The organism is Bordetella flabilis, from assembly GCF_001676725.1.
Taxonomy (GTDB): Bacteria; Pseudomonadota; Gammaproteobacteria; order Burkholderiales; family Burkholderiaceae_B; genus Bordetella_C; species Bordetella_C flabilis.
Genome location: NZ_CP016172.1, coordinates 120,375 through 144,728 on the forward strand (window position 1 = coordinate 120,375; position 24,354 = coordinate 144,728).

At 66.6% G+C, this 24,354-nt stretch carries 28 protein-coding genes and 1 tRNA gene; 5 read left to right on the forward strand and 24 right to left on the reverse strand.

The window, feature by feature from the left end; all coding sequences use genetic code 11:
- Positions 1–5 precede the first annotated feature (5 nt).
- The gene (locus BAU07_RS00560) at positions 6–635 is read right to left on the reverse strand and encodes a LysE family transporter (protein WP_066652628.1); all 630 of its coding nucleotides are present in this window, start codon (positions 633–635) and stop codon (positions 6–8) included.
- Positions 636–762: 127 nt separating this feature from the next.
- The gene (locus BAU07_RS00565; protein ID WP_232338215.1) at positions 763–2,259 is read right to left on the reverse strand and encodes a DEAD/DEAH box helicase; all 1,497 of its coding nucleotides are present in this window, start codon (positions 2,257–2,259) and stop codon (positions 763–765) included.
- Between the two features lie 304 nt (positions 2,260–2,563).
- Here BAU07_RS00565 and BAU07_RS00570 point away from each other — a divergent pair, with 304 nt between their 5' ends.
- Positions 2,564–4,177 (forward strand): YdgA family protein, encoded by a 1,614-nt coding sequence (locus tag BAU07_RS00570; protein WP_066652630.1) that lies wholly within the window; start codon positions 2,564–2,566, stop codon positions 4,175–4,177.
- 27 nt (positions 4,178–4,204) lie between these two features.
- Here BAU07_RS00570 and BAU07_RS00575 read toward each other — a convergent pair whose 3' ends face one another.
- From BAU07_RS00575 to BAU07_RS00585, 3 genes are read right to left on the reverse strand one after another with little or no spacing between them, the layout of a single operon-like run.
- Positions 4,205–5,566: a GTPase/DUF3482 domain-containing protein gene (locus tag BAU07_RS00575; protein WP_066664436.1), complete on the reverse strand. Its 1,362-nt coding sequence runs from the start codon at positions 5,564–5,566 to the stop codon at positions 4,205–4,207.
- The gene (locus BAU07_RS00580; protein ID WP_066652632.1) at positions 5,559–6,986 is read right to left on the reverse strand and encodes a DUF2868 domain-containing protein; all 1,428 of its coding nucleotides are present in this window, start codon (positions 6,984–6,986) and stop codon (positions 5,559–5,561) included. The genes BAU07_RS00575 and BAU07_RS00580 overlap by 8 nt, the downstream gene beginning before the upstream one ends.
- 1 nt (position 6,987) lies before the next feature.
- Positions 6,988–7,365, reverse strand: a complete 378-nt coding sequence (locus tag BAU07_RS00585) for a YkvA family protein (RefSeq protein ID WP_066652633.1) — start codon at positions 7,363–7,365, stop codon at positions 6,988–6,990.
- Positions 7,366–8,037: 672 nt separating this feature from the next.
- Here BAU07_RS00585 and BAU07_RS00590 point away from each other — a divergent pair.
- Both BAU07_RS00590 and BAU07_RS00595 read left to right on the forward strand, forming a co-directional pair.
- A complete protein-coding gene (locus tag BAU07_RS00590) occupies positions 8,038–8,331 on the forward strand; it encodes a hypothetical protein (RefSeq protein ID WP_232338216.1) in 294 nt (97 codons plus the stop codon).
- Positions 8,332–8,649: 318 nt separating this feature from the next.
- Positions 8,650–9,606, forward strand: a complete 957-nt coding sequence (locus BAU07_RS00595; protein ID WP_066652638.1) for a hypothetical protein — start codon at positions 8,650–8,652, stop codon at positions 9,604–9,606.
- 77 nt (positions 9,607–9,683) lie between these two features.
- On the opposite strand, the gene BAU07_RS00600 is transcribed toward BAU07_RS00595, so the two are convergent.
- The 6 genes from BAU07_RS00600 to petA form a co-directional block, all read right to left on the reverse strand.
- A tRNA-Thr gene (locus tag BAU07_RS00600) sits at positions 9,684–9,759 on the reverse strand.
- 124 nt (positions 9,760–9,883) lie between these two features.
- Positions 9,884–10,348, reverse strand: coding sequence for a ClpXP protease specificity-enhancing factor (locus BAU07_RS00605; protein WP_066664446.1), 465 nt, complete (start codon positions 10,346–10,348; stop codon positions 9,884–9,886).
- A 10-nt stretch (positions 10,349–10,358) separates the two neighbouring features.
- The gene (locus BAU07_RS00610; protein ID WP_066342981.1) at positions 10,359–10,970 is read right to left on the reverse strand and encodes a glutathione S-transferase N-terminal domain-containing protein; all 612 of its coding nucleotides are present in this window, start codon (positions 10,968–10,970) and stop codon (positions 10,359–10,361) included.
- Positions 10,971–11,098: 128 nt separating this feature from the next.
- A complete protein-coding gene (locus BAU07_RS00615) occupies positions 11,099–11,953 on the reverse strand; it encodes a cytochrome c1 (protein ID WP_198168855.1) in 855 nt (284 codons plus the stop codon).
- Positions 11,954–11,974: 21 nt separating this feature from the next.
- Entirely contained in the window at positions 11,975–13,363 is a 1,389-nt protein-coding gene (locus BAU07_RS00620) for a cytochrome b (protein WP_066652644.1), read from the reverse strand.
- Positions 13,364–13,426: 63 nt separating this feature from the next.
- A complete protein-coding gene (gene petA, locus BAU07_RS00625) occupies positions 13,427–14,047 on the reverse strand; it encodes a ubiquinol-cytochrome c reductase iron-sulfur subunit (protein WP_066652645.1) in 621 nt (206 codons plus the stop codon).
- Positions 14,048–14,310: 263 nt separating this feature from the next.
- Here petA and mscL point away from each other — a divergent pair, with 263 nt between their 5' ends.
- Complete coding sequence (gene mscL, locus BAU07_RS00630) at positions 14,311–14,784, forward strand: large conductance mechanosensitive channel protein MscL (RefSeq protein WP_066652646.1); 474 nt, start codon at positions 14,311–14,313, stop codon at positions 14,782–14,784.
- A 42-nt stretch (positions 14,785–14,826) separates the two neighbouring features.
- On the opposite strand, the gene BAU07_RS00635 is transcribed toward mscL, so the two are convergent.
- Positions 14,827–15,603 carry a Nif3-like dinuclear metal center hexameric protein gene (locus BAU07_RS00635; protein WP_066652648.1) on the reverse strand — a complete coding sequence of 259 codons (777 nt, stop codon included), beginning with the start codon at positions 15,601–15,603 and terminating at the stop codon, positions 14,827–14,829.
- A gap of 10 nt (positions 15,604–15,613) precedes the next feature.
- On the opposite strand from BAU07_RS00635, the gene BAU07_RS00640 reads away from it, so the two are divergent.
- Positions 15,614–16,774 (forward strand): S1C family serine protease, encoded by a 1,161-nt coding sequence (locus BAU07_RS00640; protein WP_066652652.1) that lies wholly within the window; start codon positions 15,614–15,616, stop codon positions 16,772–16,774.
- Here the strand turns inward: BAU07_RS00640 and BAU07_RS26620 are convergent.
- The 12 genes from BAU07_RS26620 to hisC all read right to left on the reverse strand — a co-directional run bounded on the left by BAU07_RS26620 (position 16,695) and on the right by hisC (position 24,319).
- Positions 16,695–17,153 carry a helix-turn-helix domain-containing protein gene (locus tag BAU07_RS26620; protein WP_335617534.1) on the reverse strand — a complete coding sequence of 153 codons (459 nt, stop codon included), beginning with the start codon at positions 17,151–17,153 and terminating at the stop codon, positions 16,695–16,697. The genes BAU07_RS00640 and BAU07_RS26620 overlap by 80 nt on opposite strands.
- Before the next feature lie 219 nt (positions 17,154–17,372).
- Positions 17,373–18,116, reverse strand: coding sequence for a twin-arginine translocase subunit TatC (gene tatC / locus BAU07_RS00645; RefSeq protein ID WP_415830248.1), 744 nt, complete (start codon positions 18,114–18,116; stop codon positions 17,373–17,375).
- Positions 18,117–18,157: 41 nt separating this feature from the next.
- Positions 18,158–18,730, reverse strand: a complete 573-nt coding sequence (gene tatB / locus BAU07_RS00650; protein WP_066652655.1) for a Sec-independent protein translocase protein TatB — start codon at positions 18,728–18,730, stop codon at positions 18,158–18,160.
- Positions 18,731–18,804: 74 nt separating this feature from the next.
- A complete protein-coding gene (gene tatA / locus BAU07_RS00655) occupies positions 18,805–19,038 on the reverse strand; it encodes a Sec-independent protein translocase subunit TatA (RefSeq protein ID WP_066652658.1) in 234 nt (77 codons plus the stop codon).
- A 15-nt stretch (positions 19,039–19,053) separates the two neighbouring features.
- Positions 19,054–19,422 carry a histidine triad nucleotide-binding protein gene (locus tag BAU07_RS00660; protein WP_066652666.1) on the reverse strand — a complete coding sequence of 123 codons (369 nt, stop codon included), beginning with the start codon at positions 19,420–19,422 and terminating at the stop codon, positions 19,054–19,056.
- A gap of 38 nt (positions 19,423–19,460) precedes the next feature.
- On the reverse strand, positions 19,461–19,811 hold the full coding sequence (locus tag BAU07_RS00665; RefSeq protein WP_066652667.1) for a phosphoribosyl-ATP diphosphatase: 351 nt from the start codon (positions 19,809–19,811) through the stop codon (positions 19,461–19,463).
- A complete protein-coding gene (gene hisI, locus BAU07_RS00670; RefSeq protein WP_066652669.1) occupies positions 19,808–20,212 on the reverse strand; it encodes a phosphoribosyl-AMP cyclohydrolase in 405 nt (134 codons plus the stop codon). Before hisI ends, BAU07_RS00665 begins: the two co-directional genes overlap by 4 nt.
- Position 20,213: 1 nt before the next feature.
- On the reverse strand, positions 20,214–21,029 hold the full coding sequence (gene hisF / locus BAU07_RS00675) for an imidazole glycerol phosphate synthase subunit HisF (RefSeq protein ID WP_066652671.1): 816 nt from the start codon (positions 21,027–21,029) through the stop codon (positions 20,214–20,216).
- The gene (hisA, locus tag BAU07_RS00680) at positions 21,026–21,769 is read right to left on the reverse strand and encodes a 1-(5-phosphoribosyl)-5-[(5-phosphoribosylamino)methylideneamino]imidazole-4-carboxamide isomerase (RefSeq protein WP_066652674.1); all 744 of its coding nucleotides are present in this window, start codon (positions 21,767–21,769) and stop codon (positions 21,026–21,028) included. The genes hisF and hisA overlap by 4 nt, the downstream gene beginning before the upstream one ends.
- Before the next feature lie 82 nt (positions 21,770–21,851).
- The gene (gene hisH / locus BAU07_RS00685; protein WP_066652680.1) at positions 21,852–22,526 is read right to left on the reverse strand and encodes an imidazole glycerol phosphate synthase subunit HisH; all 675 of its coding nucleotides are present in this window, start codon (positions 22,524–22,526) and stop codon (positions 21,852–21,854) included.
- A gap of 32 nt (positions 22,527–22,558) precedes the next feature.
- Complete coding sequence (gene hisB, locus BAU07_RS00690) at positions 22,559–23,146, reverse strand: imidazoleglycerol-phosphate dehydratase HisB (protein WP_066652682.1); 588 nt, start codon at positions 23,144–23,146, stop codon at positions 22,559–22,561.
- Between the two features lie 63 nt (positions 23,147–23,209).
- Positions 23,210–24,319, reverse strand: a complete 1,110-nt coding sequence (gene hisC, locus BAU07_RS00695) for a histidinol-phosphate transaminase (RefSeq protein ID WP_066664459.1) — start codon at positions 24,317–24,319, stop codon at positions 23,210–23,212.
- Positions 24,320–24,354: the final 35 nt, after the last annotated feature.

The window sequence follows — 24,354 nt, forward strand, 5'->3', positions numbered from 1 at the left end:
GGACCCTAGTGCGAGCGCCGGAACAACGCAAGCAGCACGCCGGCAACCATGAACAGCGTACCGAAGGCCCGGTTCATCCATTTGATATGTACCGGGTCGCGCATCAGGCGCAGGACCTTGGCGGCCAGCAACGTATAGAAAGCCATGGCCACGGTATCGGTGAGCGCCATGGTGGCGGCGATCGCCGCATACTGGCCCGCGAGGGGATGTGTCGCGTCGATGAATTGCGGCACCACCGCCAGCAGGAATACCGTGCCCTTGGGGTTGCTGGCATTGATGAGGAAACCGCGCAGGATCAGCGAGCGCCGCGACTCCAGGACATTGGCCGCGCCGTCCACCGTCACCGGCGCCTGCTCCGCCCGGAATTGGCGCCAGCCCAGGTAGATCAGGTAGCCGACGCCTACATACTTGACGATGGCGAACGCGGTTTCCGACGTGGCCAGCAGCGTGCCGAGCCCAATTCCCACGACCGCCAACTGGAACATGATGCCCAGGATGAGGCCCGCCGTATTCCAGTAGCCGCGCGCAAAACCATAGCGCAGCCCCGATGTCATCGCGGATAGCGCGCCCGCGCCGGGTGAAAACGATATGGCCCATGCGGCCAGCATGAAGGTCAGCCAGGTGGCAAGCGTCATGACGGTCCTCGGTGTCCTGTCGCGTTGATACGGAATGCAGACGGTCTGTCCGGCGTGGCCGGGATGCGCGGGCGTCGCGCAGCTGGCGGCGCGGCGCGGTCGCCAAGCGCCGTGCCGCCCGCCAGGCTTACTTGGCCAGCAATGCCGGACGGCGTCCCGCATCGGCGCGGGCGCCCGCCGGACGCGGGCCTCGCGCCCCGGGCGCGCTGTCGCGCGGGGGCCGGGCGCCTTGGGCGCCAGCCGCCGCGGCGGGGCGGCCGCCATGCGTGCCGCCATTGCCGGTGCGCGCGCCGCTGCCGTTCGCCGGACGATCGCCGTTGCCGTTGCGATGGCCATTGCCGTTGCCGGATGCGCCACGGGGAGCCGCGCCGGCAGGACGCGGTGCGGGCCGGCCGCGGCCGCCGCCGGCACCACCACGCGGACCACGCGCGGGCCGGTCGTCGTCATCGTCGTCACGCTCGCGCACGGCGTTCGGCGACGGTGTCCAGCCCTGGATCTGCACGCGGTCGATGGGCTTGCGTATGAGCTTTTCGATGGCCTTCAACAGCTTGATCTCGCTGTTGTCGACCAGCGAGATCGCCGCGCCAGTGGCGCCGGCCCGGCCGGTGCGGCCGATGCGGTGCACGTAGTCTTCCGGCACATTGGGCAGTTCGAAGTTCACCACCTGCGGCAATTGGTCGATGTCGAGGCCGCGGGCGGCGATATCGGTCGCCACCAGCACGCTGACGTTGCCGGCCTTGAATCCGGCCAGCGCGCGCGTGCGCGCCGCCTGGCTCTTGTTGCCATGGATGGCGGCGGCGCTCAGCCCGTCCTTGACCAGTTTTTCGGCCAGCCGGTTCGCGCCATGCTTGGTGCGCGTGAAGACCAGGACCTGGTGCCAGCCGCTTTCGCGGATGATGTGGCTGATGAGGTCGCGCTTGTGGTGCTGTTCCACCATGTGCCAGGTCTGCGTCACCAGCTCGGTGGCGGTATTGCGCGGCGTCACCGAGACTTCGCCCGGATTGTGCAGCACGCCGCGCGCAAGGGTGCGGATCTCTTCGGAGAAGGTCGCGGAAAACAGCAGGTTCTGGCGACGTGCCGGCAACAGGGCCAGCACCTTGCGGATGTCGCGGATGAAGCCCATGTCCAGCATGCGGTCGGCTTCGTCCAGGACCAGAATCTCCACGCCCGAGAGGTCGACGGTGCGCTGGCCCGCGTGATCCAGGAGCCGACCCGGCGTGGCCACCAGGATGTCCAGCGGCTTCTTCAGCGCGCTGATCTGCGGATTGATGTTGACGCCTCCGAACATCACCATGGACGTCAAGGGCGTGTATTTGCCGTAGGTCTGCACCGATTCTTCGACCTGCGCGGTCAGTTCACGCGTGGGCGTCAGGATGAGGCAGCGCGGACGTCCGGGCTTGCGTTGCGCGGGCTTGTTCTGCATGAGCATGTGCAGAATGGGCAGCGTGAAACCGGCCGTCTTGCCGGTGCCGGTCTGGGCGGCGGCCAGCAGGTCGCCGCCTTGCAGGACCAGGGGGATGGCCTGGGCCTGGATAGGAGTGGGCGCGGTGTAGCCGGTCTCGGCAATGGCGCGCAAGAGGGAATCAGCCAACCCGAGGTCGGCGAAGGTGGAAGTGGCAGTCAAGTACAACTCCAGCGGCAGCCTGTCGCTCAAGTTGAGTGACTCCAATCTAGGCAGACGATAAGGAGGAAAGGGAAAGGCCCTTCAGGCAAAGCCCGGGGCCAGGGCGACGCGGCGAATACCGCAAGGCGCGTGTGCGGATTGGCACTGCACACGGCGGGCATTGTAGCGTAATAACGCCCTCCCGCCGGCCGGGGGACGACGGTATTGTCCTGTAACGCTTTCGACGGTCCCAGGCCGTATCGGTCAAGACCGGGCCGAGGGTGACTCCCTATAATGCCCGGCTTGTCAGCAAGGGATTGGGCATATGAAAAAAGCAATCGGTGTGGTCGTCGGCGTCGTGGTCGTGGCCGGTGCGGCCTGGGCAGCGGGCGCCTGGTACACGGGTGAGCGCCTGGAGGCGGTCCTGCGGCAGCGCGTCGACGAAGGCAATGCCCGTTTGCAGGCCTTGTTGCCCGGCGGCAAGGCCAGCCTGTCGCTGGAAAGCCTGGACCGGCACCTGTTTTCCACCGATGCCCGCCTGCAAGTGCGGCTGCGCGCCGACGCCGTCGCCGGGCAGCCCCCCGGACGCGAGGATGTCGTCGATATCACGGCGCACATCGGTCACGGCCCCTTCCCGCTGGATCGCCTGAAACGCGGGCAGATCATGCCGGTCATGGCCGCCGGCACCTTTGCCTTGCAAGAGAACGATACCGTTCGTCCCTGGTTCGCCGTGACCCAAGGCGCGGCTCCCCTGTCCGGCCATGCAGCCATCGGATATTCGCAGGCGGTGGACGGCACCGTCACGCTGGCACCGGTGAAGCTGGCGCGCGACGGCACCGTGCTGGACTTTTCCGGCCTGGCGCTGGACTTCTCCCAGGACGCGGACAAGCGGACCCGCCTGGACGGCGCCGTCGACGCCTTGTCCTTCAAGACCGCCGATGCGGAGTTGCCGAGCCAGGTCGAAGTCACGGGGATCACGCTGGTGACGGATATGCGGCCGGGGCCAGCCGACCTGCAGGTGGGCAGCAATGTGCTGTCGGCCAAGCGGATCGCCTTTACGCCGGCCAACCGCACGCCGGTGGTCCTGACCGGCTATACGCAACGTACCGAAGCCAGCGAAGCCCAGGGCGGGCTGGCGCTGCACGGCGCGTATGACGTCGCCATGCTGAACGTGGCCGGCCAGGACGTGGGCCAGATACAGGTTGCGCTGGGCGCGAAAAACCTGGCGCCTGAAGCCTTGCAGTCGCTCGCCACCCTGTATGGCCGCCTGTGGTCGCGCGGGATGGAGCAGGCGCAGGCCAGCGGCGATACGCCCCCGCCCGACCTGACTCCCGAGGAAGAGGCGCAGGCGCTCGCCGCGCGCCAGGCCTTGCTGGCAGGAAATCCCAATTTCTACATCGAACCCATCCTGCTGAAGACGCCGCGCGGCGAGGCACGCTTCACGTTGAGCCTGGACCTGGCCGATCCCGGCCCGGCCGATCAGCCCATGGAGGAGCGTATCGCGCGCACGCTGCGCAAGCTCGACGCGCGCGCCTCGGTGGCGCAGCCGCTGCTGGCCGCCCTGCTGTCGCAGAGCATGCAGCGCGACGGCATGGACGCCACGGCGGCGGATGCGCAAGCGCAGGCCCTGTCCGGCGTGCTGGCCAAGGCCGCGGCCGATTCCGGTTACGCCACCGTCCAAGGGAGCGACATCGTCTCGACGTTGCACTATGCCGACCGCATGGTCGACCTGAACGGCACCAAGATGCCGCTGGAACAGTTCGCCGGGCTGGTGCTGCAAGGCGCCATGGGGGCGATGGGTCGATCCGAGCCCGACATGGATGTGCCGGATGACGCCCCGGATGCGGACGAGCCGGACGAGGACGACGAGCAGACCCCCGTGCCGGGCAGTAGCGCGCCGGCGCCCGCCCCGCGCACGAAAGCGGCGCCGGGCCGCTAGGGTCACGGGCACGCCGCGCCCGGCGTCTCAGTCCAGGCGCTGCGCCAGGCGCTCGACGACGTGGGCGCGGCGTGGACTGTCCTGGTAGTCCGGCGTCATGCCGCACCATGCGGGCTGGCTGCGGGCTTCCTTGATCTCCGCCGGCAGGCCGGCCTCCCGCCATGGGTCCTTGTCGCTGTCGCCGAGCCGGAGCGGTTCACGCGCGGCGTGGCCGCGGCGCTCCAGCGCCTCCACCAGCGATCGTTGCCGCAGCGCCAACAGGCGCAGCACCGCGTCGTCCACCGTCAGTTCACGGCGGCCGCGCAGTTTGCCCCCGAGCCGCTTGCCGTAGCGTTCCACTCCTTGCCACATGCCGCCCGCCGCCGCGCCGATAAGGGCGGCCGTGCCCAGGCTGATGCCGGCCAGCAGCAGGTCGACGGTCGCGCCCGCCATGGCGCCCGCCGCCATGCCGAAGCCGACATCCACGCCGGCGTCCTTCAGTGCCTGGGGATGAAAAAGGTCCATGCCCCATCGCTCGCCGGCCAGCGGCAGCGGCGCCTGGGCGTAGTCTTCCGGACGGAAGTTGTACAAGGCCAGCAGCGCTTCGACGCAAGCCTGCTCACGCCGGCGCGCCAGGTCCCGTAGCCGTTCGGTGGCCTGCGCCACGGAAGCTTCGTCGGTGTCGCACGACAGGCGCAGCGCGGCCATATCCACAAGCAGTTCGCCGATCAGCCGCGCCGCGGCGCGCCGGCGTTCCCGGCGGGCCTGCACCAGTGCCCGCGCCAGGCTGTTCAACACCTCGGCGTGGCGATCGAGCAGCACGGCCAGTCTTTCGTAGAGTTGCGCCTCGCCATCCAGCGGCGGGGCCACCGTGTCGAACTCCAGCAGCGCATGCAATCCGAGGCGCGCCATGGCCTCGCGCCATTGCGCTGCGCGATGCTCCTTGGCATGAACGAAGTTGAGGATCGGAAGCAAGGGTTTGCCGCATGCGGCAAGCAGGGCCAGTTCGTCGCGGTGCTTGGCGAGCACCGGATCGCGCGCATCGATGACGTACAGGGCCGCGTCGCATTCGAGCATCTTGCCCAGCACGCGCGCTTCCTGCTCGAAGCGCCGGCGGGCTTCCGGCGTATCCAGGAACAGGCGGATGCGGTCGGGCCCGTCCAGCCGGCGGCCTGCGCAAAGCGCGTCGATGTATTCGAGCAGGGCGATGCTGTCTTCCATGCCCGGTGTGTCGAACCAGGACAGCACCGCACGGCCTTCGAGCTGTAGCCGGGCTCCCTGCACCTGGCGCGTCGTACCGGGGCTGTCCGATACCTCGCCGAACTGCGCATCGCGCGTCAGCGTGCGCAGCAGCGAGGTCTTGCCGGTGTTGGTATGGCCGACGACGGCGATATTCAGCAGCTCACCCATGCGCATCGCCCAACCATTGCAGCGGCCGATCCGCGTCGCGGAGGATCGCCTCGGGCCGCATGCCGGCTTCCATGAGCCGAGTGCGCCACAGGGACGTGCGATCGGCATGGCCGGGTCCGTCCACCGTGCCGTCCGTGCCCGCAGTGCCGCTTGTAAGCCAGACGCGCATGAGCGCCGCCTTGCCCGACAGGTCCGCAATCAGGGCCATGGTGCCGCGGTCGGGCGTCTGGCGTGCGTCGCACGCCAGCAGCAGGCGTCGCGCCGGCATCGCCGCCAGTGCATCCAGCAAGGCATTGCGCTGCTCGCGGCTGTCCAGGTTGCCCGCGACCTGGACCGTCGGTGGCACCTCGCCTGGCGGCCAGGCGATATCCGGCGGCAGCTCCAGGCCGGCCAGGACAGGCCGATCGCCGGTCAGCGGGGGGAGGGCCGCCGGCGTGTCGCGCACATCCGGCGGCGCGCTCGCGCCTTCCGGGCTGAGCGATTCGGCGGGAGGCTGCAGGCGGTCGCGCAAGGCCGCGTAGCCGGGTTGCGTCATGTCGACGCGCAAGGTGCGCACTGCACGCCGCAGGCAGGCCATGCTGACTGCCCACGCCACCAGCCGGGGCAGTACGCCGTAGACGACCAGCAGGCCGATCAGCCACCACGCCCACTGCGCATGGGCCTGTGCCGGCAAGGTTTGCCCGCCGTCGCTCAGCCTTACCAGGGCGGCATCCGGCAGCGCGAAGCCCAGCCGCGCCGGCAGCCAGCCCAGCGCTTCGGTGAGCCGCACGAAGGTTTCCGGCGCCAGCAACGTGGTCGCCCAGCCGAACCGGTAGCGTGCGGTGGCCAGCACGCCCATCAGCGTCGCCAGTGCTGCGCCCATGGCCACCAGCCACACCAGGTGGCTGACCGAGCCGAACAGCCATCGGGTCGCACGCGCCCGGGTGACCAGGGCCAACAAGGCCTGCGGCACCAAGGCGGCGTCCGAACCGCGAGCCATCTTGCGGGTCAGCCATAGCCAGGCCTGCGCCAGGCCGGCGCCTGCAGTGCGCGGCGCGGCGGCAAAACTCACGAGCCAAAGCAGGAGGGTCAGCAGATGCAGGCCCAGCAGGGACGCGATGGCCCATACGACATTCACGACGCGGCTGCCGTCGCCCAGGGCGCTCCAGGCGGCACCCGCGCCGGCCAGGATGGCCAGCGCAACGAGCAATGCGGTGGCGATCCAGGCGCCCTGGCGCCAGTCCGCCACCCGTTGGTCCAGCCCTTCGCGCTGGGCGATCAGCCGGGCGCGCAGGAGTACGCGATCCTCGATCGCGCCGTGCGCGAGACGAGCCCGGCGCACGGCGTCGCGGTCTTCCAACGGACCCCAGTGTTCTTCTCGCAGTCGGACGGTTTCGGCAAGCCAGAGGTCAGCGAATGGTGTGGAGACGGGCGCCGCCATATCACTCCGGCGAGGGTCCCGTCGCCGCACCCGCGGGACCGAACCAGCGCTGCAGCTTTTCTGCGGCCTGCCGCTTCACGTCGTCGGTGATGTACACCGCGACGGTGGCCAGCGCGGCTGCCATGACCGCCATGTCGTCCGTGTAGCCAGCCAGCGGCGCCAGATCCGGAATCGCGTCGAGCGGAAAAATGAAATAGCCCAGGGCGCCGTAGATGACGCGCTTGGCCCATTTGGGCGTGTCGGGGCTTTGCAGGGCATAGAACAGCCACAGCGCCTTTTCGACGGCCTGCCGGCCCGCGCCCTTGGCGTGGCGCGACACTTTGTTCCAGAACCGGGGCGCGCTGTACGCGGTCTCGTAGGAGGGATGAACGTCCGCCATGGTGTCCTCGGCAAGGGCGCGCGGCCCGTCGCCGCTGCAGGGATGTCATTTTAGCCCGCGGGGACCTCCCCGAATGTCCGCGGCCAGTGCTGCCGGCGAGGCGGAAGATGAATGTTGAGATTTATCCGAAGTTGGCGTATATTCCCTGATTGCTCGCGCAATTTGGCGATGTATTTCAGGTTCCTTCGTGTACGCATCGGCCCCGGCAAACCCGCGGCACGGCCGACGGCACAAGCCCCGGCAGGTCTGAATAGGTCTTGAGGGCTTGATGCCCTGAGGACTTGAGGTCCCAAGGTCCCGGCGTCCCAGGCCGGGCGGGCCGCAAATACCCTTCCAAGCCTGCTGCATCAGCGCTGATGCCAGCGTCCGCTTCACCGCAGACGTGTCCGGCACCGCGCGACAATACCCGCGTCCGCTTGCGTCCTTCGCAAGCGCGTCGACGTGCCCTGCACCTCGCACAGGCTTGCACCTGTGTCGCTTTGCGCAGGCGCGCTTCCTGCGATGCGGCGCGCCGCGGCGTCTAGTCCCTGTGGACGAGGATGCCTAGACCTTATGCAGCAATGATCCGGTCATCAGATTGGGCGACGATGTGACATCGCGCGCATCGACCGGCATCGCCGCTGCGCGACTTACCTGCTTTGGAAAATAACCAAAATGACAACGACAATGACAATGACCTCCCAACCGACCCTCGTCCCCCGTGCGGACCACGCCCTGGACGGCACGCCCATTCATGTGGGCGACATCGTGCATCTGCGTCCGGCCGACGGTTCGGTCATCAAGGCGCGGGTGATCTACAACGCGCCGCTGAATGGCGCCACCACCTATACCACCGACGTCGTCACGCGCATGACGGAAACCGGTCGCGCCCTGAAGCTGCGTTTCCGTTTCCGGCACGAACACGTGCATGGCATCGAGCCCGTGCGTCGCGCAAATCAAGGCATGGGCCAGGGCGCGTCCCGCTAACGCGGTTTGCCGGTCCTGCTCATCGCGCGATTTCCGCCCATCGGCCGCTCGGCATGGTGGGTGCACTGTCGGGGCCGTATGCCGGCCCGCACGCCCCCGCGTCATCTCCGTTAATCCGTCCGTTTATCCCCCGTGTCCGGAACCCCCGTCTGCGGCCGTGAGACCGAAGCCGGCCCGCGTGGCGCCGCCTGGCATCGGCGCGCATCGGGTCGCTCGTCCAGCAGCCGCAACACGGGCAGGGGGCAAGGGCCCGGACCGCGCGCCACATGATCGCCATCGGCATGTGACGCTACGCCAATAAGACGAAGGAGACGCGCTATGAAGGTCGGTACCCCCCGGACCGCTGAATCCCAATGCCTTGCCACCACGCCCCCGCACGCGCCCACCGCGATACCGCTCGTGCAGGCGGTGCCCCCTTCCCGCGTACCCCGCCACGCCGCCTATGCCACCGCGGGACGGTTTCGATGGCCCCACCAGGTGGTGTCGACGTTGACGCATCGCCTGCGCTACTGGACGGTATCGGGCGAGCGGCAAAAAGAACTTCGCATCGATCGCGCGAGCGACAAGGTAATGGGCGCAGCCTATGTATTCCTGAACGCGATGCTGTCGGACGAGGCGTTGGACAAGCACTTCGGGGCATTGCGCCGCCAGATCCGGCGGCTGGACAAGCACGGCAATGTACGCGGCGATCTCAGTGAGGAAAGCACCCGCATGCTTACGGAAGCGGCGGACCGGACCGCGGGGAGCCGGGACAAGGCCAAGTACAAGATCCTGGCGTTTCATCGCGAAGAGCTGCTGTACCCCCTTCATGACAGCGCGGATTTCCGCCATGCCGACGCCATCCTGTTGACGCTCGAACGCCGAATGGTCGCCAGTATCGCGATCTACGGTCCGGCACTGCGGCAGATCGCCTATGCCGGAACGTCGGACCTCGCGCCTTTGGAGAGCCTGCGGGTCGCGGCGCAGAACGCGCTGGCCAGTGAAGTGCTGGCCGGTGATGGCGCAGGGAGCGCGGCGATACAGGAAAGGAACGATGGGCTTGCCACTGCCGCCAGCCGCTTGCCCTACCGGGTCCTGGTCAGGTTGGATGCGGTGCTGACCAGCGCTGGGTACATCATGGACGATGCGACGGAACCGTTGCCGCAAGCGGACGCCGCGTCATCGGTGCACGACGGCTGCATGCCGGCGCCGTGCGAGGCCTTCCTGGCTGATGTCGGGCGTGTGGTGCGCAAGCGCCTGACGTATCTAGGTGGCGAGTCGTCAAGCCGCCGCTGAATATCGATCGTTGAACCTGGACCGTGGACGCCTCATGCGGCGGCGCGGATGATCGCGCCGCATCGGCTGGGCGTCGATGGTGCCGGCTAGAGGAATCGAACCCCCGACCTTCGCATTACAAGTGCGCTGCTCTACCAACTGAGCTAAGCCGGCGAGGCGGCATCCCGGGCGCGATGGCCGGCGGATGCCGCGAAGACGTGCATTGTATACGCGCCGTTGGATGGCGTCAGACAGGCCGCCCGCCGTCGCTACAGCGTGCACGCCGCTGTTTGCTGCGCTATTTGACGATCGTCAGATGCGGGCGTGGTGGAGAGGGATCCTCGCCGCCCGGACCATCGTCCGCGTTGCTGCCCGGCTGGCCCGTGCCTGGCCTGGTACCTGCGGACGCGGTGCCGTCGCGAGCAGGCCGATCTTCCTGCGTGTCGTCTTCGTTCTGGACCTCGAAGCCCATGCCCGCGCCTGTTTCGCGGGCATAGATGGCGCTTACCGCGCCGACCGGCACGGAGACAACCTCGACCACGCCGTTGAACCGGGCCTGGAACTCGATGAAGTCGTTGCCGAGCGACAGCTTGTTGGTCGCCAGGTTGCCGATATTGAGCGTGATCTGGCCGTCGCGGACATGGGCTGGCGGGACCATGGTTCGGTCATTCACCTGCACCACGATATACGGCGTATAGCCGTTATCCGTGCACCATTCGTGCAAGGCCCGGATCAGGTAGGGTTTGGTCGATGATTCACCCATGGATGCCATCCTAGCGACGCATCACCTTTTCGGAGGGCGTCAGCGCTTCGATATAGGCCGGCCGCGAGAAAATGCGCTCGGCGTACTTCTGCAGGGGCGCGGCGTTCTTGGGCAACTCGATGCCGTAGTGGTCCAGCCGCCACAACAGGGGAGCCACCGCGACGTCGAGCATGGAAAACTCGTCGCCCAGCATGTACTTGTTCTTCAGCAACATGGGGGCGAGCTGGGCCAGGCGGTCACGGATATTCTGGCGAGCGCGATCCAGCCGCTTTTCATCCGGCTTGGCGTTGCGGTCTTCCAGCACCGACACGTGGACGAACAACTCCTTTTCGAAGTTGTACAGGAACAGGCGGGTGCGCGCACGCATGACGGGGTCGGCTGGCATGAGCTGCGGATGCGGGAACCGCTCGTCGATGTATTCGTTGATGATGTTGGACTCGTACAGCACCAGATCGCGCTCGACGAGTATGGGCACTTGGCCGTACGGGTTCATAACCGAAATATCTTCCGGCTTGTTGTACAGGTCGATGTCCCGGATTTCAAAGTCCATGCCCTTTTCGAACAATACAAAACGGCAGCGTTGCGAAAACGGGCACGTGGTTCCGGAATAAAGCACCATCATGGCGGTAAGTCCTTGTATGAAAAGCGAAAGGCCAGCGCCGCCAATCTAGCAGGCGCTGGCCCCAATTGCCAGGGGGGCCGGTTTGCCGGGAGCATGCACTACACCCGGCCCCTGGTGGGTTGGGCCGATTACCTCACGTGTTTCCAGTAGGAAGCGTTCAGCCGCATCGCGACGACCAGGAACAGACCCAGGAAGAGCAGCACCCAGACGCCGACTTCCTTGCGGAACTGGGCCACCGGCTCGGCCATCCAGGCCAGGAAGGCGCTCAGGTCCGCGACATCGTTGTCGTACTGGGCCGATTGCGAGGCATTCGCAGGCTTGAAGGTGGCTGTGAAGCTTTCGCCGCCATGATAGCCCGCCACGTTGTCTTTCTTGACCGTGGCGTAGCCCTGGGCATCGTAGACGGTGGTGACGCGCTCCCATCCGGCTTCCTCGCCCTTGCCTTCGACGGCGTGGATGGCCACGGTGGTCAATTCGCGCGGGCCCTGGCGTTCCCAAAGGGCGTGCGGCATGCCGACATTGGGAAATACCAGGTTGTTCCATCCCGTGGGCCGGCTGGTGTCGCGGTAGAACGAACGCAGGTAGGTGTAAATGTAGTCCATTCCAGGCGCGCCTGCCGTCTGCGACTTGGCGCGCGCGATGACGGACAGGTCGGGCGGCGTGGTGCCGAACCACTTCTTGGCGTCCTTGGGGGACATGGCGACAGTCATCAGGTCGCCCACCTTTTCGCCGGTGAAGAGCAGGTTCTTCTTGATCTGCTCGTCCGTCAGCCCGATCTGCTCGAGCGTGTTGTAGCGCACCGAGGCCGCCGCGTGGCAGTTCAGGCAGTAGTTGACGAACAACTTGGCGCCGTTCTGCAGGGCGGCGACGTCATTGGTGCGGTCCGGCGCTTTTTCCAGAGGGTATCCGCCTTCTGCGGCCACGGCGGCGGCGCACGCGACCATCAACGTCACGGCACCCATCAGCTTCTTGATCATGGTCATTCCGTTAGGTATCCAGAGGGCTCAGTGGGCGTGATAAACGACGCGTTCAGGAACGGGCTTGAAGGTCCCCAGGCGGCTCCACACAGGCATCAGGAAAAAGAACGCCAGGTAGTAGAGCGTCCCGATCTGGGACGTGAGGTTCAGCGCCGGACTGGGCGGTTGCGTGCCCACGTAGCCAAGGATGACGAAGTCGATCATGAACAATGCGTAGACGACCTTGTGCCAGTCGGGCCGGTAACGGATCGACTTGACGGGCGAGTGGTCCAGCCAGGGCAGGAAGAACAGGATGACGACCGTGCCGCCCATGGTCACCACGCCCCAGAACTTGGCGTCCAGCACGCGCAACAGCACCGCCACGACGATCAGGATCACCGGCAGGGCGATGCGCGCGATGCCGCGGCCGCGGCCTTTGACGAGCAGGGCCAGCGCGCCGAGGACGGCCGCACCGGAAAGCACCCAGGTGAAGTCGTCCGTGGTGGCGCGGAGCATGGAATAGAACGGCGTGAAGTACCACACGGGCGCGATATGAGGAGGCGTCTTCAGCGAGTCGGCCGGAATGAAGTTGTTGTATTCCAGGAAGTAGCCGCCCATTTCCGGCCCGAAGAATACGATGGCCGCGAAGACGATCAGGAAACCCGCCACGCCGACGATGTCGTGCACCGTGTAGTAGGGGTGGAACGGCAGCCCGTCCATCGGACGGCCATGGCGGTCCTTCGGTCCTTCCTTGATTTCCACGCCGTCGGGATTGTTCGAGCCGACTTCATGCAGCGCCACCAGGTGCGCCGCGACCAGGCCGATCAGGACCAGCGGGATGGCGATCACGTGGAAGGCGAAGAAGCGGTTCAGCGTGGCGTCCGAAACGACGTAGTCGCCGCGGATCCAGATCGACAGGTCCGGTCCGATGAAGGGGATCGCCGAGAACAGGTTCACAATGACCTGCGCGCCCCAGTAGGACATCTGGCCCCAGGGCAGCAGGTAGCCGAAGAAGGCTTCGCCCATCAGGCAGAGGAAGATCGCGACGCCGAAGATCCAGACCAGTTCGCGCGGCTTGCGGTACGAGCCATAAAGCAGTCCGCGCAGCATGTGCAGGTAGACCACCACGAAGAACATCGATGCACCAGTCGAGTGCATGTAGCGGATAAACCACCCGCCCGGCACTTCCCGCATGATGTATTCGACGGACTGGAACGCGCGCTCGGCGTCCGGCTTGTAATGCATGACCAGGAAGATTCCGGTCACGATCTGGATCACCAGCACCAGCAGCGCCAGGGAACCGAAGAAATACCAGAAGTTGAAATTCTTGGGTGCGTAGTACTCGGAGACATGGGCCTTCCAGGTGGACGTTGCCGGAAAACGGCGGTCCAGCCAACCCATGAAACCTGTCGATTCGACGGTCTTGTCGCCAGCCATGAAGCAGCTCCTTTGCTAGTCGTGGCGTATCTGTTCTATCGAGCGGGGCGAGGCAGCGCCGCTTCAGGCCTTGTTGTCTTCATCGACGCCGATGATGATGCGGTTGTCGCTGAGATACTGATACGGCGGCACCTCCAGGTTGTCCGGCGCCGGCACGTTCTTGAAGACCCGGCCCGCCAGGTCGAAGGTGGAGCCGTGGCAGGGGCAAAGGAAACCGTCGATGCCGGGCGCGACATCCGCCTGCTGGTGTGGCGAGCAACCGAGGTGGGTGCAGATGCCGACGCAGACGAACAGGTCCGGCTTGCGCGAGCGGTACTCGTTTTCCGCGTATTTGGGCGTGAAACCGGGCCGCTGGGAGTTGGGATCCGCGAGCAGGGACGTGTCTTTCTTGAGCTCTTCGAGCTGTTCGGGAGAGCGGCGCAGTATCCAGACCGGCTTGCCGCGCCATTCCACTGTGACCATTTGTCCGGCCGGGATGCCGGCGACGTCCACTTCCACCGGTGCGCCGGCGGCGCGCGCCTTGGCGGACGGGGCGAAGGTGCCGACGAACGGCACCGCAGTTGCTACGCCGGCCACGCCACCCAGGGCACAGGCCGTCGTTACCCAGAAACGTCTCGATGGGTCAGGGGGCAGATTGATGGGGGCTGCGCCTTCGTCATCGGGATACATCGTAGTCTGACTCATCTTCCATCCTTGTTATGCAGCTACTGCGGTAGTGCCGGGCCGTGTAGCGTCCCCTCCGGGGGATGTGGAATAAGCAGTTGGCCCTGTACCTGGCCTTTCTATACACCCCGGAACGCCGGGATGGTCTTAACTCTGGTCTTTCGTCTTCAGGTCTTTAAAGTATGTCTGCGCGAAGGCGCAGCGCTTTTGGAATTACGTGGCGTCTTCGCAACCGCGTATTATAACCTTAGCCCAATCAGGGGCCGTATCACAGAGGAGCATGTATGAGCAAAGCGACCGGTGTACTCAAGGACTTCCGCAATTTCGCCGTCAAGGGCAATGCTGTCGATCTGGCCGTCGGCGTGATTATTGGCGCCGCCTTCGGAAGAATCGTGGATTCGCTGGTGAAGGACATCGTGATGCCCCTGATCAACTTCGTACTGGGCGGAGCGGTCGACTTTTCCAACAAGTTCCTGGTGCTCTCCATGCCGCCCAACTATACCGGGCCCATGACATACGCCGACTTGACGAAAGCCGGCGCCAATGTCTTCGCCTGGGGCAATTTCATCACCATCGTGATCAATTTCGTCCTGCTCGCATTCATCATTTTCTGGATGGTCAAGGCCGTGGCAAGGGCCCGCACGCATCTGGACGCAGCTCCCGCTGGCACGCCGGCCGATGTGCAACTGCTGCGCGAGATCCGCGACCTGCTGAAGGAGCAGCGCGGAGCGGCGCCTGAGCGCACCTCGACGCCGTAGGGGGCGGGCATGCCCGCCGGCGGCAGCCGGCGCAGCACGATCCTATACCGGGTTGTCGATATCGACGAAGTCGACACGGATATTGAATTGGGCGGCGATGGCGGCACCCAGCGCCTGGGCGCCGTAGCGTTCGGTGGCATGGTGCCCGGCCGCCAGGAATCCGACACCCGTCTCGCGCGCCAGATGCACGGTGGGCTCCGAGATTTCGCCCGTGATGTAGGCGTCGGCACCCGCATCCACCGCCTCCGTCAGCATTCCCTGCGCGCCGCCGGTGCACCAGGCGATCCGGCGGATGGGCCGTTCGGGGTCGCCGATGGCTTGCGGAGCCCGGTGCAGTCGTTCCTGCACGCGCGCGGCCAGTTGCCCGAAAGTCTGGATGCCCGGGGCGGAGCCCAGCCAGACCAGGCCGTCGGCGCCGCATGTGCGGGGTGCTCCGGTGGAATCGGTGTCCGGCTGCAAGCCCAGCACGCGGGCGAGTTGCGCGTTATTACCGAGCAAAGGGTGCGCATCCAGCGGCAGGTGGTAGGCGAACAGGTTCAGGTCATGCGCCAGCGCCAGGGCCAGCCGGGTGCGGCGGGTTCCTCGCACGCGTGGGTCCTCGTTCTTCCAGAACCAGCCGTGGTGCACCAGCACCGCGTCGGCGCCGCGGGCGATGGCTGCGCGCAACAAGGCCTCCGAAGCCGTGACGCCCGCGATAATATGGCCGATCGACGCCTTGCCCTCCACCTGCAACCCGTTTGGGCAGTAATCCCTGAACCGTCCCGGCTGCAGGGTCTGATCCAGCCAAGCGGCCAATTCACTGGTATCGATTCTGTTCATTGCCTTGCCTATGCGTCGACTCTGGCTGATATTTGCCCAGACCGTAACGGTCAGTCTAGCCATTCTATTCGTGGTCAGTACCTTGCGGCCGGACTGGCTGCGCCTGTCCGAGCCCTCCCTGCCAAGCACGCCGGGACCGGGCCCCGCGGGGAGCGCCGGATCGGCCGACGCGGCCATGGCCCTGAGCTTCGCGCCCGCCGTGGCGCGTGCCGCGCCGGCCGTGGTGAACGTCTACACCGCCAAGCATGTGGACGTGCCGCTGATCCCACTGCCCGACGATCCCATCATTCGCGAGCTGCTGGGCCAGGTGCCGGGCGCCAGCCGGCGCCATGAGTCGACCAGCCTGGGGTCCGGCGTGATCGTGGAGGACCGCTACGTCCTCACGAATTACCACGTCGTGGAAGCGGCCGACGCCATCGAGGTGGCGCTGGCAGATGGCCGCGAGAGCTCCGCCCAGGTCGTGGGCGCCGATCCGGAAACCGATCTTGCCGTCCTCAAGCTACCGGCCCAAATTGGCGAACTCCCCGTGGCCAGCCTTGGCAACGACGGATCGTTGAAGGTCGGCGACATCGTCCTGGCCATCGGCAACCCTTTCGGCGTCGGCCAGACCACGACCCAAGGCATCGTGTCGGCGCTGGGGCGCAGCAGCCTCGGCTTGAACACCTACGAGAACTTCATCCAGACCGATGCCGCCATCAACCCGGGGAATTCCGGTGGCGCGCTGATCGACCAGCACGGCAACGTGGTGGGAATCAACACGGCGATCTATTCGCAGACCGGTGGGTCGCTGGGCATCGGTTTCGCCGTGCCGATCGACACGGCGCGCTCGGTGATGGAAGAAATCGTGCGCAGCGGCTCGGTGCGTCGCGGCTGGCTGGGAGTCGAGCCGCAGGATCTGACGCCAGAACTGGCGCGCGCGTTCAAGTTGAGCAGTCCGCGCGGCGCCATCATCGCGGGCGTCATGCGCGATGGCCCGGCGGGGCGCGGCGGTATCCGGGTCGGTGACATCGTCCTGAGCATCGACGGCAACGATGTGCAGAACACCGCTTCGATGCTGGCGATGGTCGCCTTGCTGCCGCCGGGGCAGGTGGTCACCGTGTCCGTTCTGCGCGGCGGCCGCCCGATGGAGTTGAAGGTGAGAATCGGCGTGCGTCCCCAGCGCCCCAGGTAGGGCGATCCGCCAGCAGGCGCACCAGGGCGACGATGTGGCGGCGCTCGGGTTCGGAAAGCCGCGCCATCAGCATGTGGAGTTCGGCCGCGTCGCCTCCGCATTCCGGGTGGTACTGGCGTCCGGCTTGCGGCTCGCGCAGGTGCGGCGGTTCCTGCGCCTGCGGCGTGGAGGACGCACTGGCGTCGCCATCGTTCAGCCAGGTGACGGTGGTGCCGAGGGCACGCGCCAGGCGCGACAGCGTGTCGAGCGCCGGCAGATACCCTTCGGCGCGGCTCAGAATGCGGTGGATGGAGGTCTGCGGTACGCCGGAAAGGCGTGCCAGTTGTCGTTGGCTGCGTATGCCACGCCAGCGCATCAGGGTTCGCAACCGGTTCGCCATGTTCATGCCGCAATGTACGATTGCAGCAGGACCGACTCAAGCGTGAATCCGTCTCGTTCTAATGGCGGATGCCGCTGGTGCCGCAGTTTGAGCGCATGGCGCGGCTTTCGCGGCTGCGCGCGTCCGGCCGGCGAAGGCAAGCATTGCCACCGGCATTCCGTCGACGTTGCGGCCTATCCTTTGCCGGCCCCGGCTCGTGGGACTGGCCGCCGGCGCGGGTCAGTGCCGTTCGGTCAGCGCGTTTTCGCCGTCGCTTTCCGGTTTGTTCGGCTTGGAAATCATGCGCGCGCAGATGAGCCCGATCTCGAATAGCAGGCAGAGCGGCACGGCAAGCAGGAACTGGCTGACGACGTCCGGCGGCGTCACGACAGCGGCGATGACGAAGGCGCCGACGACCACGTAGCCGCGCGCGCTGCTGAGTTTCTTCACGTCCACGATGCCTGCCTTGACCAGCAGGACCACCGCCACCGGTACCTCGAAGGTGATGCCGAAGGCCAGGAACATGGTCATGACGAAGCTGAGGTAGGCTTCGATGTCCGGCGCGGGCGTGATGGACTGCGGCGCGAACGTGGCGATGAAATGAAAGACGGTGCGGAAGACGACGAAATAGCAGAACGCCATGCCGCCGAGGAACAGCAGCGTGCTGGATACGATGAGCGGCAGCGCCAGCCGTTTTTCGTGGCGGTACAGGCCCGGCGCGACGAAGGCCCAGGCCTGCCACAGCACCACCGGCAGGGCCAGCACGAACGAGGCCATCAGCGTGACCTTGACGGGCACCATGAAGGGCGTGATGACGCCGGTCGCGATCATGCGGGTGCCTTCGGGCAGGGAGGCCAGCATGGGGCGCGCGAGGATGTCGTAGATGACCGAGGCGCCCGGGTAGATGAACAGGATGATGAAGATGACGGCCACCGCCGCCACGGCACGCAGCAGCCGCGTACGCAGCTCGATCAGGTGCGACATGAAGCTGTCTTCCTGCAGCTCGTCCTGCGGAATTTCCTGGCTCACGTTGCGGTACCCGTAGGGGATGGAGAAGCGGGCGTCGCGGCCTGCGGTGCGGGAGATGTTGGAGCGGCCGTCGCGGCCGGTGCGACCGAGGTTGCCGGCGCTGCCGGTGTCGGACCCGGTGTCGGCCCGGACGCTGCCGCGGAGCCGGCCGGGGCGCCGTGCGGCGTCGTGGCGGCGTGGGCGACCGCGGGCGCCGCCGGGTCCGGTACGGCCATGGGCGCCGGCGCTGCCGCAGGCTCCGTATGCGTGGATACCGCGCTGGTCGCCGCCTTGGCGGTGTCCTCGAGCTCCTGGCGCAAGGCCTGGGCCGGTTCCTGCAGCGAGGTCCCGACGTCCCGCAGCGAGGTGTGCACCGACTGGGCGGCGTCTTCCATTTCGCTCTTGAACTTGCGCAGGTCGTCCAGCTCGATTTCGCGCCGGATGTCGCTTTTCACGTCGTTGACATAGCGCTGCGCGCGGCCGAGCAGATGCCCGACGGTGCGTGCGACTTTGGGCAGACGTTCCGGTCCGATGACGATCAGCGCGATCACGCCGATCACCATCAGTTCTGAGAAACTGACATCAAACATACGACGGCCAATGAAAGGGAGGCGCAAGGCCCCGGCCGCCCCGCCCGCAGGCGTGACCGTGCCGGGGACCGGGATCAGGAATGCGTTTTTTCCTTGGCCTGGACGTCGATCGTGTCGCCAGACACGCGTTGCTGGACCGCTGGATCCGCCGGATCGACCGGGTTGCCGTTGGCATCGCGCATGCCTTCCTTGAAGCCCTTGACCGCCCCGCCGAGGTCGCTGCCGATATTGCGCAGTTTCTTGGTGCCGAAAATCAGCGCCACGATGACCAGAACGATCAGCCAATGCCAGATGCTAAAACTGCCCATGACGGTTCTCCGTGTTCATGCGTTCGGGGCTGCGCGGCCTTTCCAAGGACGCGAACCGCCAATGATGTGGAAATGCAGATGCGGCACTTCCTGGCCGCCTTCCGCGCCGGAATTGGCAAGCAGGCGGAAGCCGCCCTCGGCTCCGGGGTTGCAGCCGTTGTCCAGCGCCAGGCGCGGCGCCAATGCCACCATTCTACCCAACCAGCCGGCATCGTCGGGCGTAATCTCCTGGAGCGATGCAATGTGGCGGCGAGGGATGAGCAGCAGGTGCACCGGCGCGGCGGGGTTGATGTCGTGGAAGGCGACGAATTCTTCGTCCTCGTACACCTTGTTGGCCGGGATGTCGCCGCGTCCGATCTTGCAGAAGATGCAGTTGTCGCTCATGAATCTCGCTCCGTATGCCGAGGTTGTCGCCCGCCCGGTCAGTCGGCCGGCCGGGCGGCTTTTTCGGCCAGGCCCGACAGGCCTTCGCGCCGCGCCAGTTCGGCCAGCACGTCTTCCGGCCGCAGATTGTAATGAGTCAGGGCCACCAGGCAGTGAAACCAGAGATCCGCGGTTTCGCTGACGATGCGCGCGGGCACGCCATCCTTGGCCGCCATGACGAGTTCGGTCGCTTCCTCGCCTATCTTCTTCAAGAAGGCGTCAGGTCCCTTGGACAGCAGCTTGGCGGCGTAGGAGGTCGCGGGATCGCCTCCGCGGTCCGGGCGGCGAGTCGCCAGCATGTCGGCGACGCGCGCCAGGACAGCGGCGCTGCGCGGGTCGATATCGCTCATTTGTAGATCAGCTCCGGGTCCTTGAGGACCGGGTCGGTGGTGTGCCAGCGCTGCTGCCCATCCTGTTCGTCCAGCCGGCGAAAGAAGCAGCTCGCACGGCCGGTATGGCAGGCGATGCCACCCTGTTGTACCACCTTGAGCAGGACCACATCGCCGTCGCAGTCCAGCCGCAGTTCGTGCACCTGCTGCGTATGGCCGGATTCCTCGCCCTTGCGCCACAGGCGCTGGCGCGAGCGGGACCAATACACCGCGCGTCCGCTGGCGGCGGTTTCGGCCAGCGATTCGCGGTTCATCCAGGCCACCATGAGTACCTGTCCGGTGTCGGCATCCTGGGCAATGGCGGGAATCAGGCCCTGGTCGTCGAAGACGACGTCGGCCAGCCAGGCGGGATCATTGTTCATATCATTCCAATCGTACTTCAATGCCCTGCGCGGCCATGAAGTGCTTACACTCCTGGACGGTGTGCTGGCCGTAGTGGAAGATGCTGGCGGCCAGCACGGCGCTGGCACGGCCGCTGGTGACGCCGTCGGCCAGGTGCTGCAGGGTGCCGACGCCGCCGGAGGCGATGACCGGCACGGGCACGGCGTCCGACACCGCGCGCGTCAGCGCAAGGTCGAAGCCCGATTTCGTGCCATCCTGGTCCATGCTGGTGAGCAGGATCTCGCCGGCGCCGTATTGCGCCATCTTGCGCGCCCATTGCACCGCGTCGATGCCGGTGGGCTTGCGCCCGCCATGGGTGTAGACCTCCCAGCGCGGGCTTCCATCGTCGGTGTCGACGCGGCGCGCGTCGATCGCCACCACGATGCATTGGGAGCCGTGGTAGTCGGCCGCTTCGCGCACCAGCTCCGGGTTGGCGACCGCGGCGCTGTTGATGCTGATCTTGTCGGCGCCCGCGTTCAGCAGGCGCTGGATATCCGACACCTGCCGCACGCCGCCGCCCACCGTCAACGGGATGAAGACCTGCGAGGCGACCTGCTCGATGATGGGCAGGATGAGGTCGCGCCCGTCGCTGGTGGCGGTGATGTCGAGGAAGGTCAGTTCGTCGGCGCCCTGCTCGTTATAGCGCCGCGCGATCTCCACCGGGTCGCCGGCATCGACCAGGTTGACGAAGTTCACGCCTTTGACGACGCGGCCCGCGGTGACGTCCAGGCAAGGGATGATGCGCCGCGTCAGCGCGTTGGCGCAGGCGTTGCCGCCGCCCGAGGCGATATCCGTCATGGCTTGGCCAGCTCGTCGGCGCGCGTCTGCGCGGCCTGGAAATTCAGCGCGCCTTCGTAGATGCTGCGGCCCAGGATGGCACCTTCGACGCCTTCTTCCTCGACCGCGCAAAGGGCTTCGATGTCTTCGATGCCCGCGATGCCGCCGGAAGCGAAGATGGGAATCCGCACATGCTGGGCCAGCCGCACGGTGGCCTCGACGTTGACGCCGGACAGCATGCCGTCGCGGCCGATGTCCGTGTAGATGATGGCTTCGCAGCCATAGTCCTCGAACTTGCTCGCCAGGTCCAGGACGTCGTGGCGGGTCAGCTTGCTCCAGCCGTCGGTGGCGATCTTGCCGTCGCGCGCATCCAGGCCGACGATGATGCTGCCCGGAAAGGCGCCGCAGGCGTCGTGCAGGAAGCCGGGGTTCTTGACCGCGGCGGTGCCGATGATGACGTAGGAGATGCCGTTGTCGAGGTAGCGCTCGATGGTGTCCAGGTCGCGGATGCCGCCGCCGATCTGGACCGGGATTTCGTCGCCGACCGCGTCGACGATGGCCCTGATGCTGGCTTCGTTGCGCGGCTTGCCGGCCACGGCGCCGTTGAGGTCGACCAGATGCAGGCGCCGTGCGCCTTGTTCCAGCCAATGCGTGGCCATGGCGGCCGGGTCTTCGGAGAACACCGTTGCATCGTCCAGGTCACCCTGGCGCAGGCGCACGCAACGCCCGTCTTTGAGGTCGATGGCGGGGATCAGCAGCATGATGAATGACGCGCTTTGGAAAAATCGGTTGTTGGAACGGATGCCGCAAACGAGCGTGGTGTCGAGCCTGCAGGCAGGAAAGTCACGGACGCCAGTCTACGAAATTCCGGTACAGCCGCAGGCCGTGATCGGCGCTCTTCTCCGGGTGGAATTGCACCGCGAAAATGTTAGCCGTCGCCACCGCGCAGGTAAAGGAACCGCCGTAATCGCTTTCCCCAACGGTCAGGCCGGGATCGGCGGGCACGGCGTAATAACTGTGCACGAAATAGAAATGGGTGCCATCCGGAATGCCGGCCCAGATAGGATGAGAGCGCGTCTGGCGCACTTTGTTCCATCCCATGTGCGGAACCTTCAGGCGTTCGCCATCGGGCGGTGCCACGGCAGGGTCTTCATAGGCACCGATAGGTGCGGCGTACTGCGGGCCGCTGAAACGATGCACCACGCCGGGGAATATGCCCAGGCAGATGGTCGGTCCTTCCTCGCTGGTGTCGAACAGCATCTGTTCGCCCACGCAGACGCCCAGCAGCGGCTTGCTGCGCGCGGCGTGCAGCACGGCCTCGCGCAGGCCGGATTCATTCAGGGTGCGCATGCAGTCGGCCATGGCGCCCTGCCCCGGAAAGACGACGCGATCCGCGGCGTCGATATCGGCCACGGTATTGCAGATGCGGATGTCGGCGTCCGGCGCGGCGGCGGCCAGGGCGCGCGCCACGGAGTGGAAGTTGCCCATGCCGTAGTCGACGATAGCGATCGAAGTCACGAGATTCTGCCTGCTGGTTCAGGGTCGGGCGGTCACAGGACGCCCTTGGTCGACGGGACAACCCCGGCGCTGCGCGGATCGCGTTCGATGGCCATGCGCAGCGCGCGGCCACAGGCCTTGAACACCGTTTCGCATTGATGATGGGCGTTCTTGCCGCGCAGGTTGTCGATGTGCAAGGTGATCAAGGCGTGGTTGACCAGGCCCTGGAAGAATTCGCGCGTCAGGTCGACGTCGAATTCACCGATGCGCGCGCGCGTGAACGGCACGTGGAATTCCAGGCCGGGGCGGCCGGAGAAATCCACCACCACGCGCGACAGGGCCTCGTCCAGCGGAACGTAGGCATGGCCGTAGCGCAGGATTCCTTTCTTGTCCCCGATGGCTGCGGCGATGGCCTGGCCCAGCGTGATGCCGACGTCCTCGACCGTATGGTGTGCGTCGATATGCAGGTCCCCGTCGGCCTTGATGTCCAGGTCGATCAGCCCGTGGCGGGCGATCTGGTCCAGCATATGGTCGAGGAAGGGCACGCCCGTATCGATGGTCTGGCGGCCGGTTCCGTCCAGGTTCACCGCCACGCGGATGCGGGTTTCATTGGTGTTGCGGGTAATGTCTGCGGTACGCATGGTGTACGGTTGTCGCGGCGGGCGGTCGGCCCGGGGCGGGCGGTGGGCTAGGGTGAAAAAGGCTCAGGAAAGGATATCGCGCAGGGCAGCCAGCAGCGCGGCGTGTTCGTCCGGGGTGCCCAGCGAGATGCGCAGGCAGCCTGCCAGCGCGGAATCGTCGTCCGGGAAGTCGCGAACCCGTATTTTGCGCGTTTTCAGGGCTTGATGCACGGCGTTGGCGCCCATCTTGCCGGAAAAGCGCACCAGAAGGAAGTTTGCCGAAGAGGGATACACCGTCACGCCGGGCAAGGCGGCCAGCGCGGCGGCCAGCACGGGACGGTCCGCCCGCAGTCGCGCGGCCTGCCCGTCCAGCACCGGCTTGTGGCGCAGTACCGCCAGCAGCACGGCCTGGGTCAGCACGTCGATGTTGTAGGGCGGGCGCACTTTGTCGAACTCGGCGATCCAGGCCGGCGCGCCGGCCAGGTAGCCGAAGCGCAGCCCGGCCAGCCCGATCTTGGACACCGTGCGCAGCACGACCGCGTTGTCCAGTTCCGCCGCGCGCGGCATCCACGTGCCGTCGCAGAACGGCTGGTAGGCCTCGTCGATGACCACCAGTCCCGGGGCGGCGGCGAGGATGGCCGAGATGGCCTCGTCCGTCCAGCGGCCGCCCGTCGGGTTGTTCGGCACGGCCAGGAAAATGACCTTGGGGCGATGCGCCTGGATGGCCGCCAGCATGGCCGGAAGGTCGAGCTCGAAGTCCGGAGTCAGCGGCACGCCTACGAAGCGGGCATGGTTCAGGCGCGCCGCCATCGCGAAGATCACGAAGGACGGCACGGGAGACATGACGACGTCGCCGGGCTGGCAGCAGGCCTGCACGACCAGATGGATCAATTCGTCCGAGCCGTTCCCGAACAGCAGCGCCGCCGGCCCGGGCACGCCGAAGGCCGTCCGCACGGCTGCCTCCAGCGCATCGTTGCGCCCCGCGGGGTAACGGTTCAGCGGCGTGGCCCGCACCGCCGCGGCGATGTCATCGCGCACCTCGGCGGGCAGGTCGTAGGGATTCTCCATCGCGTCCAGCTTGACGGCGCCGGGCGCGTGGCCGACGGCGTAGGCGGACAGGCCGCGAACGTCGGGCCGCACGGTGGCCGCCACGCGCAAGGCCACGGCCTCGGCCTCGCCAGAGGACGGTTGCATGGCCGCGGCTGGCGCGGGCGCCGGCCGCTGCGGCG

What these genes read in the sequence shown, in the direction of transcription:
- BAU07_RS00560 (WP_066652628.1), bottom strand. Translation starts at nt 635, where the DNA reads ATGACGCTTGCCACCTGGCTGACCTTCATGCTGGCCGCATGGGCCATA.
- BAU07_RS00570 (WP_066652630.1), top strand. Translation starts at nt 2,564, where the DNA reads ATGAAAAAAGCAATCGGTGTGGTCGTCGGCGTCGTGGTCGTGGCCGGT.
- BAU07_RS00575 (WP_066664436.1), bottom strand. Translation starts at nt 5,566, where the DNA reads ATGGGTGAGCTGCTGAATATCGCCGTCGTCGGCCATACCAACACCGGC.
- BAU07_RS00580 (WP_066652632.1), bottom strand. Translation starts at nt 6,986, where the DNA reads ATGGCGGCGCCCGTCTCCACACCATTCGCTGACCTCTGGCTTGCCGAA.
- BAU07_RS00585 (WP_066652633.1), bottom strand. Translation starts at nt 7,365, where the DNA reads ATGGCGGACGTTCATCCCTCCTACGAGACCGCGTACAGCGCGCCCCGG.
- BAU07_RS00590 (WP_232338216.1), top strand. Translation starts at nt 8,038, where the DNA reads ATGACCTCCCAACCGACCCTCGTCCCCCGTGCGGACCACGCCCTGGAC.
- BAU07_RS00595 (WP_066652638.1), top strand. Translation starts at nt 8,650, where the DNA reads ATGAAGGTCGGTACCCCCCGGACCGCTGAATCCCAATGCCTTGCCACC.
- BAU07_RS00605 (WP_066664446.1), bottom strand. Translation starts at nt 10,348, where the DNA reads ATGGGTGAATCATCGACCAAACCCTACCTGATCCGGGCCTTGCACGAA.
- BAU07_RS00610 (WP_066342981.1), bottom strand. Translation starts at nt 10,970, where the DNA reads ATGATGGTGCTTTATTCCGGAACCACGTGCCCGTTTTCGCAACGCTGC.
- BAU07_RS00615 (WP_198168855.1), bottom strand. Translation starts at nt 11,953, where the DNA reads ATGACCATGATCAAGAAGCTGATGGGTGCCGTGACGTTGATGGTCGCG.
- BAU07_RS00620 (WP_066652644.1), bottom strand. Translation starts at nt 13,363, where the DNA reads ATGGCTGGCGACAAGACCGTCGAATCGACAGGTTTCATGGGTTGGCTG.
- petA (WP_066652645.1), bottom strand. Translation starts at nt 14,047, where the DNA reads ATGAGTCAGACTACGATGTATCCCGATGACGAAGGCGCAGCCCCCATC.
- mscL (WP_066652646.1), top strand. Translation starts at nt 14,311, where the DNA reads ATGAGCAAAGCGACCGGTGTACTCAAGGACTTCCGCAATTTCGCCGTC.
- BAU07_RS00635 (WP_066652648.1), bottom strand. Translation starts at nt 15,603, where the DNA reads ATGAACAGAATCGATACCAGTGAATTGGCCGCTTGGCTGGATCAGACC.
- BAU07_RS00640 (WP_066652652.1), top strand. Translation starts at nt 15,614, where the DNA reads ATGCGTCGACTCTGGCTGATATTTGCCCAGACCGTAACGGTCAGTCTA.
- BAU07_RS26620 (WP_335617534.1), bottom strand. Translation starts at nt 17,153, where the DNA reads ATGGCGAACCGGTTGCGAACCCTGATGCGCTGGCGTGGCATACGCAGC.
- tatC (WP_415830248.1), bottom strand. Translation starts at nt 18,116, where the DNA reads ATGTCGCACCTGATCGAGCTGCGTACGCGGCTGCTGCGTGCCGTGGCG.
- tatB (WP_066652655.1), bottom strand. Translation starts at nt 18,730, where the DNA reads ATGTTTGATGTCAGTTTCTCAGAACTGATGGTGATCGGCGTGATCGCG.
- tatA (WP_066652658.1), bottom strand. Translation starts at nt 19,038, where the DNA reads ATGGGCAGTTTTAGCATCTGGCATTGGCTGATCGTTCTGGTCATCGTG.
- BAU07_RS00660 (WP_066652666.1), bottom strand. Translation starts at nt 19,422, where the DNA reads ATGAGCGACAACTGCATCTTCTGCAAGATCGGACGCGGCGACATCCCG.
- BAU07_RS00665 (WP_066652667.1), bottom strand. Translation starts at nt 19,811, where the DNA reads ATGAGCGATATCGACCCGCGCAGCGCCGCTGTCCTGGCGCGCGTCGCC.
- hisI (WP_066652669.1), bottom strand. Translation starts at nt 20,212, where the DNA reads ATGAACAATGATCCCGCCTGGCTGGCCGACGTCGTCTTCGACGACCAG.
- hisF (WP_066652671.1), bottom strand. Translation starts at nt 21,029, where the DNA reads ATGACGGATATCGCCTCGGGCGGCGGCAACGCCTGCGCCAACGCGCTG.
- hisA (WP_066652674.1), bottom strand. Translation starts at nt 21,769, where the DNA reads ATGCTGCTGATCCCCGCCATCGACCTCAAAGACGGGCGTTGCGTGCGC.
- hisB (WP_066652682.1), bottom strand. Translation starts at nt 23,146, where the DNA reads ATGCGTACCGCAGACATTACCCGCAACACCAATGAAACCCGCATCCGC.
- hisC (WP_066664459.1), bottom strand. Translation starts at nt 24,319, where the DNA reads ATGCAACCGTCCTCTGGCGAGGCCGAGGCCGTGGCCTTGCGCGTGGCG.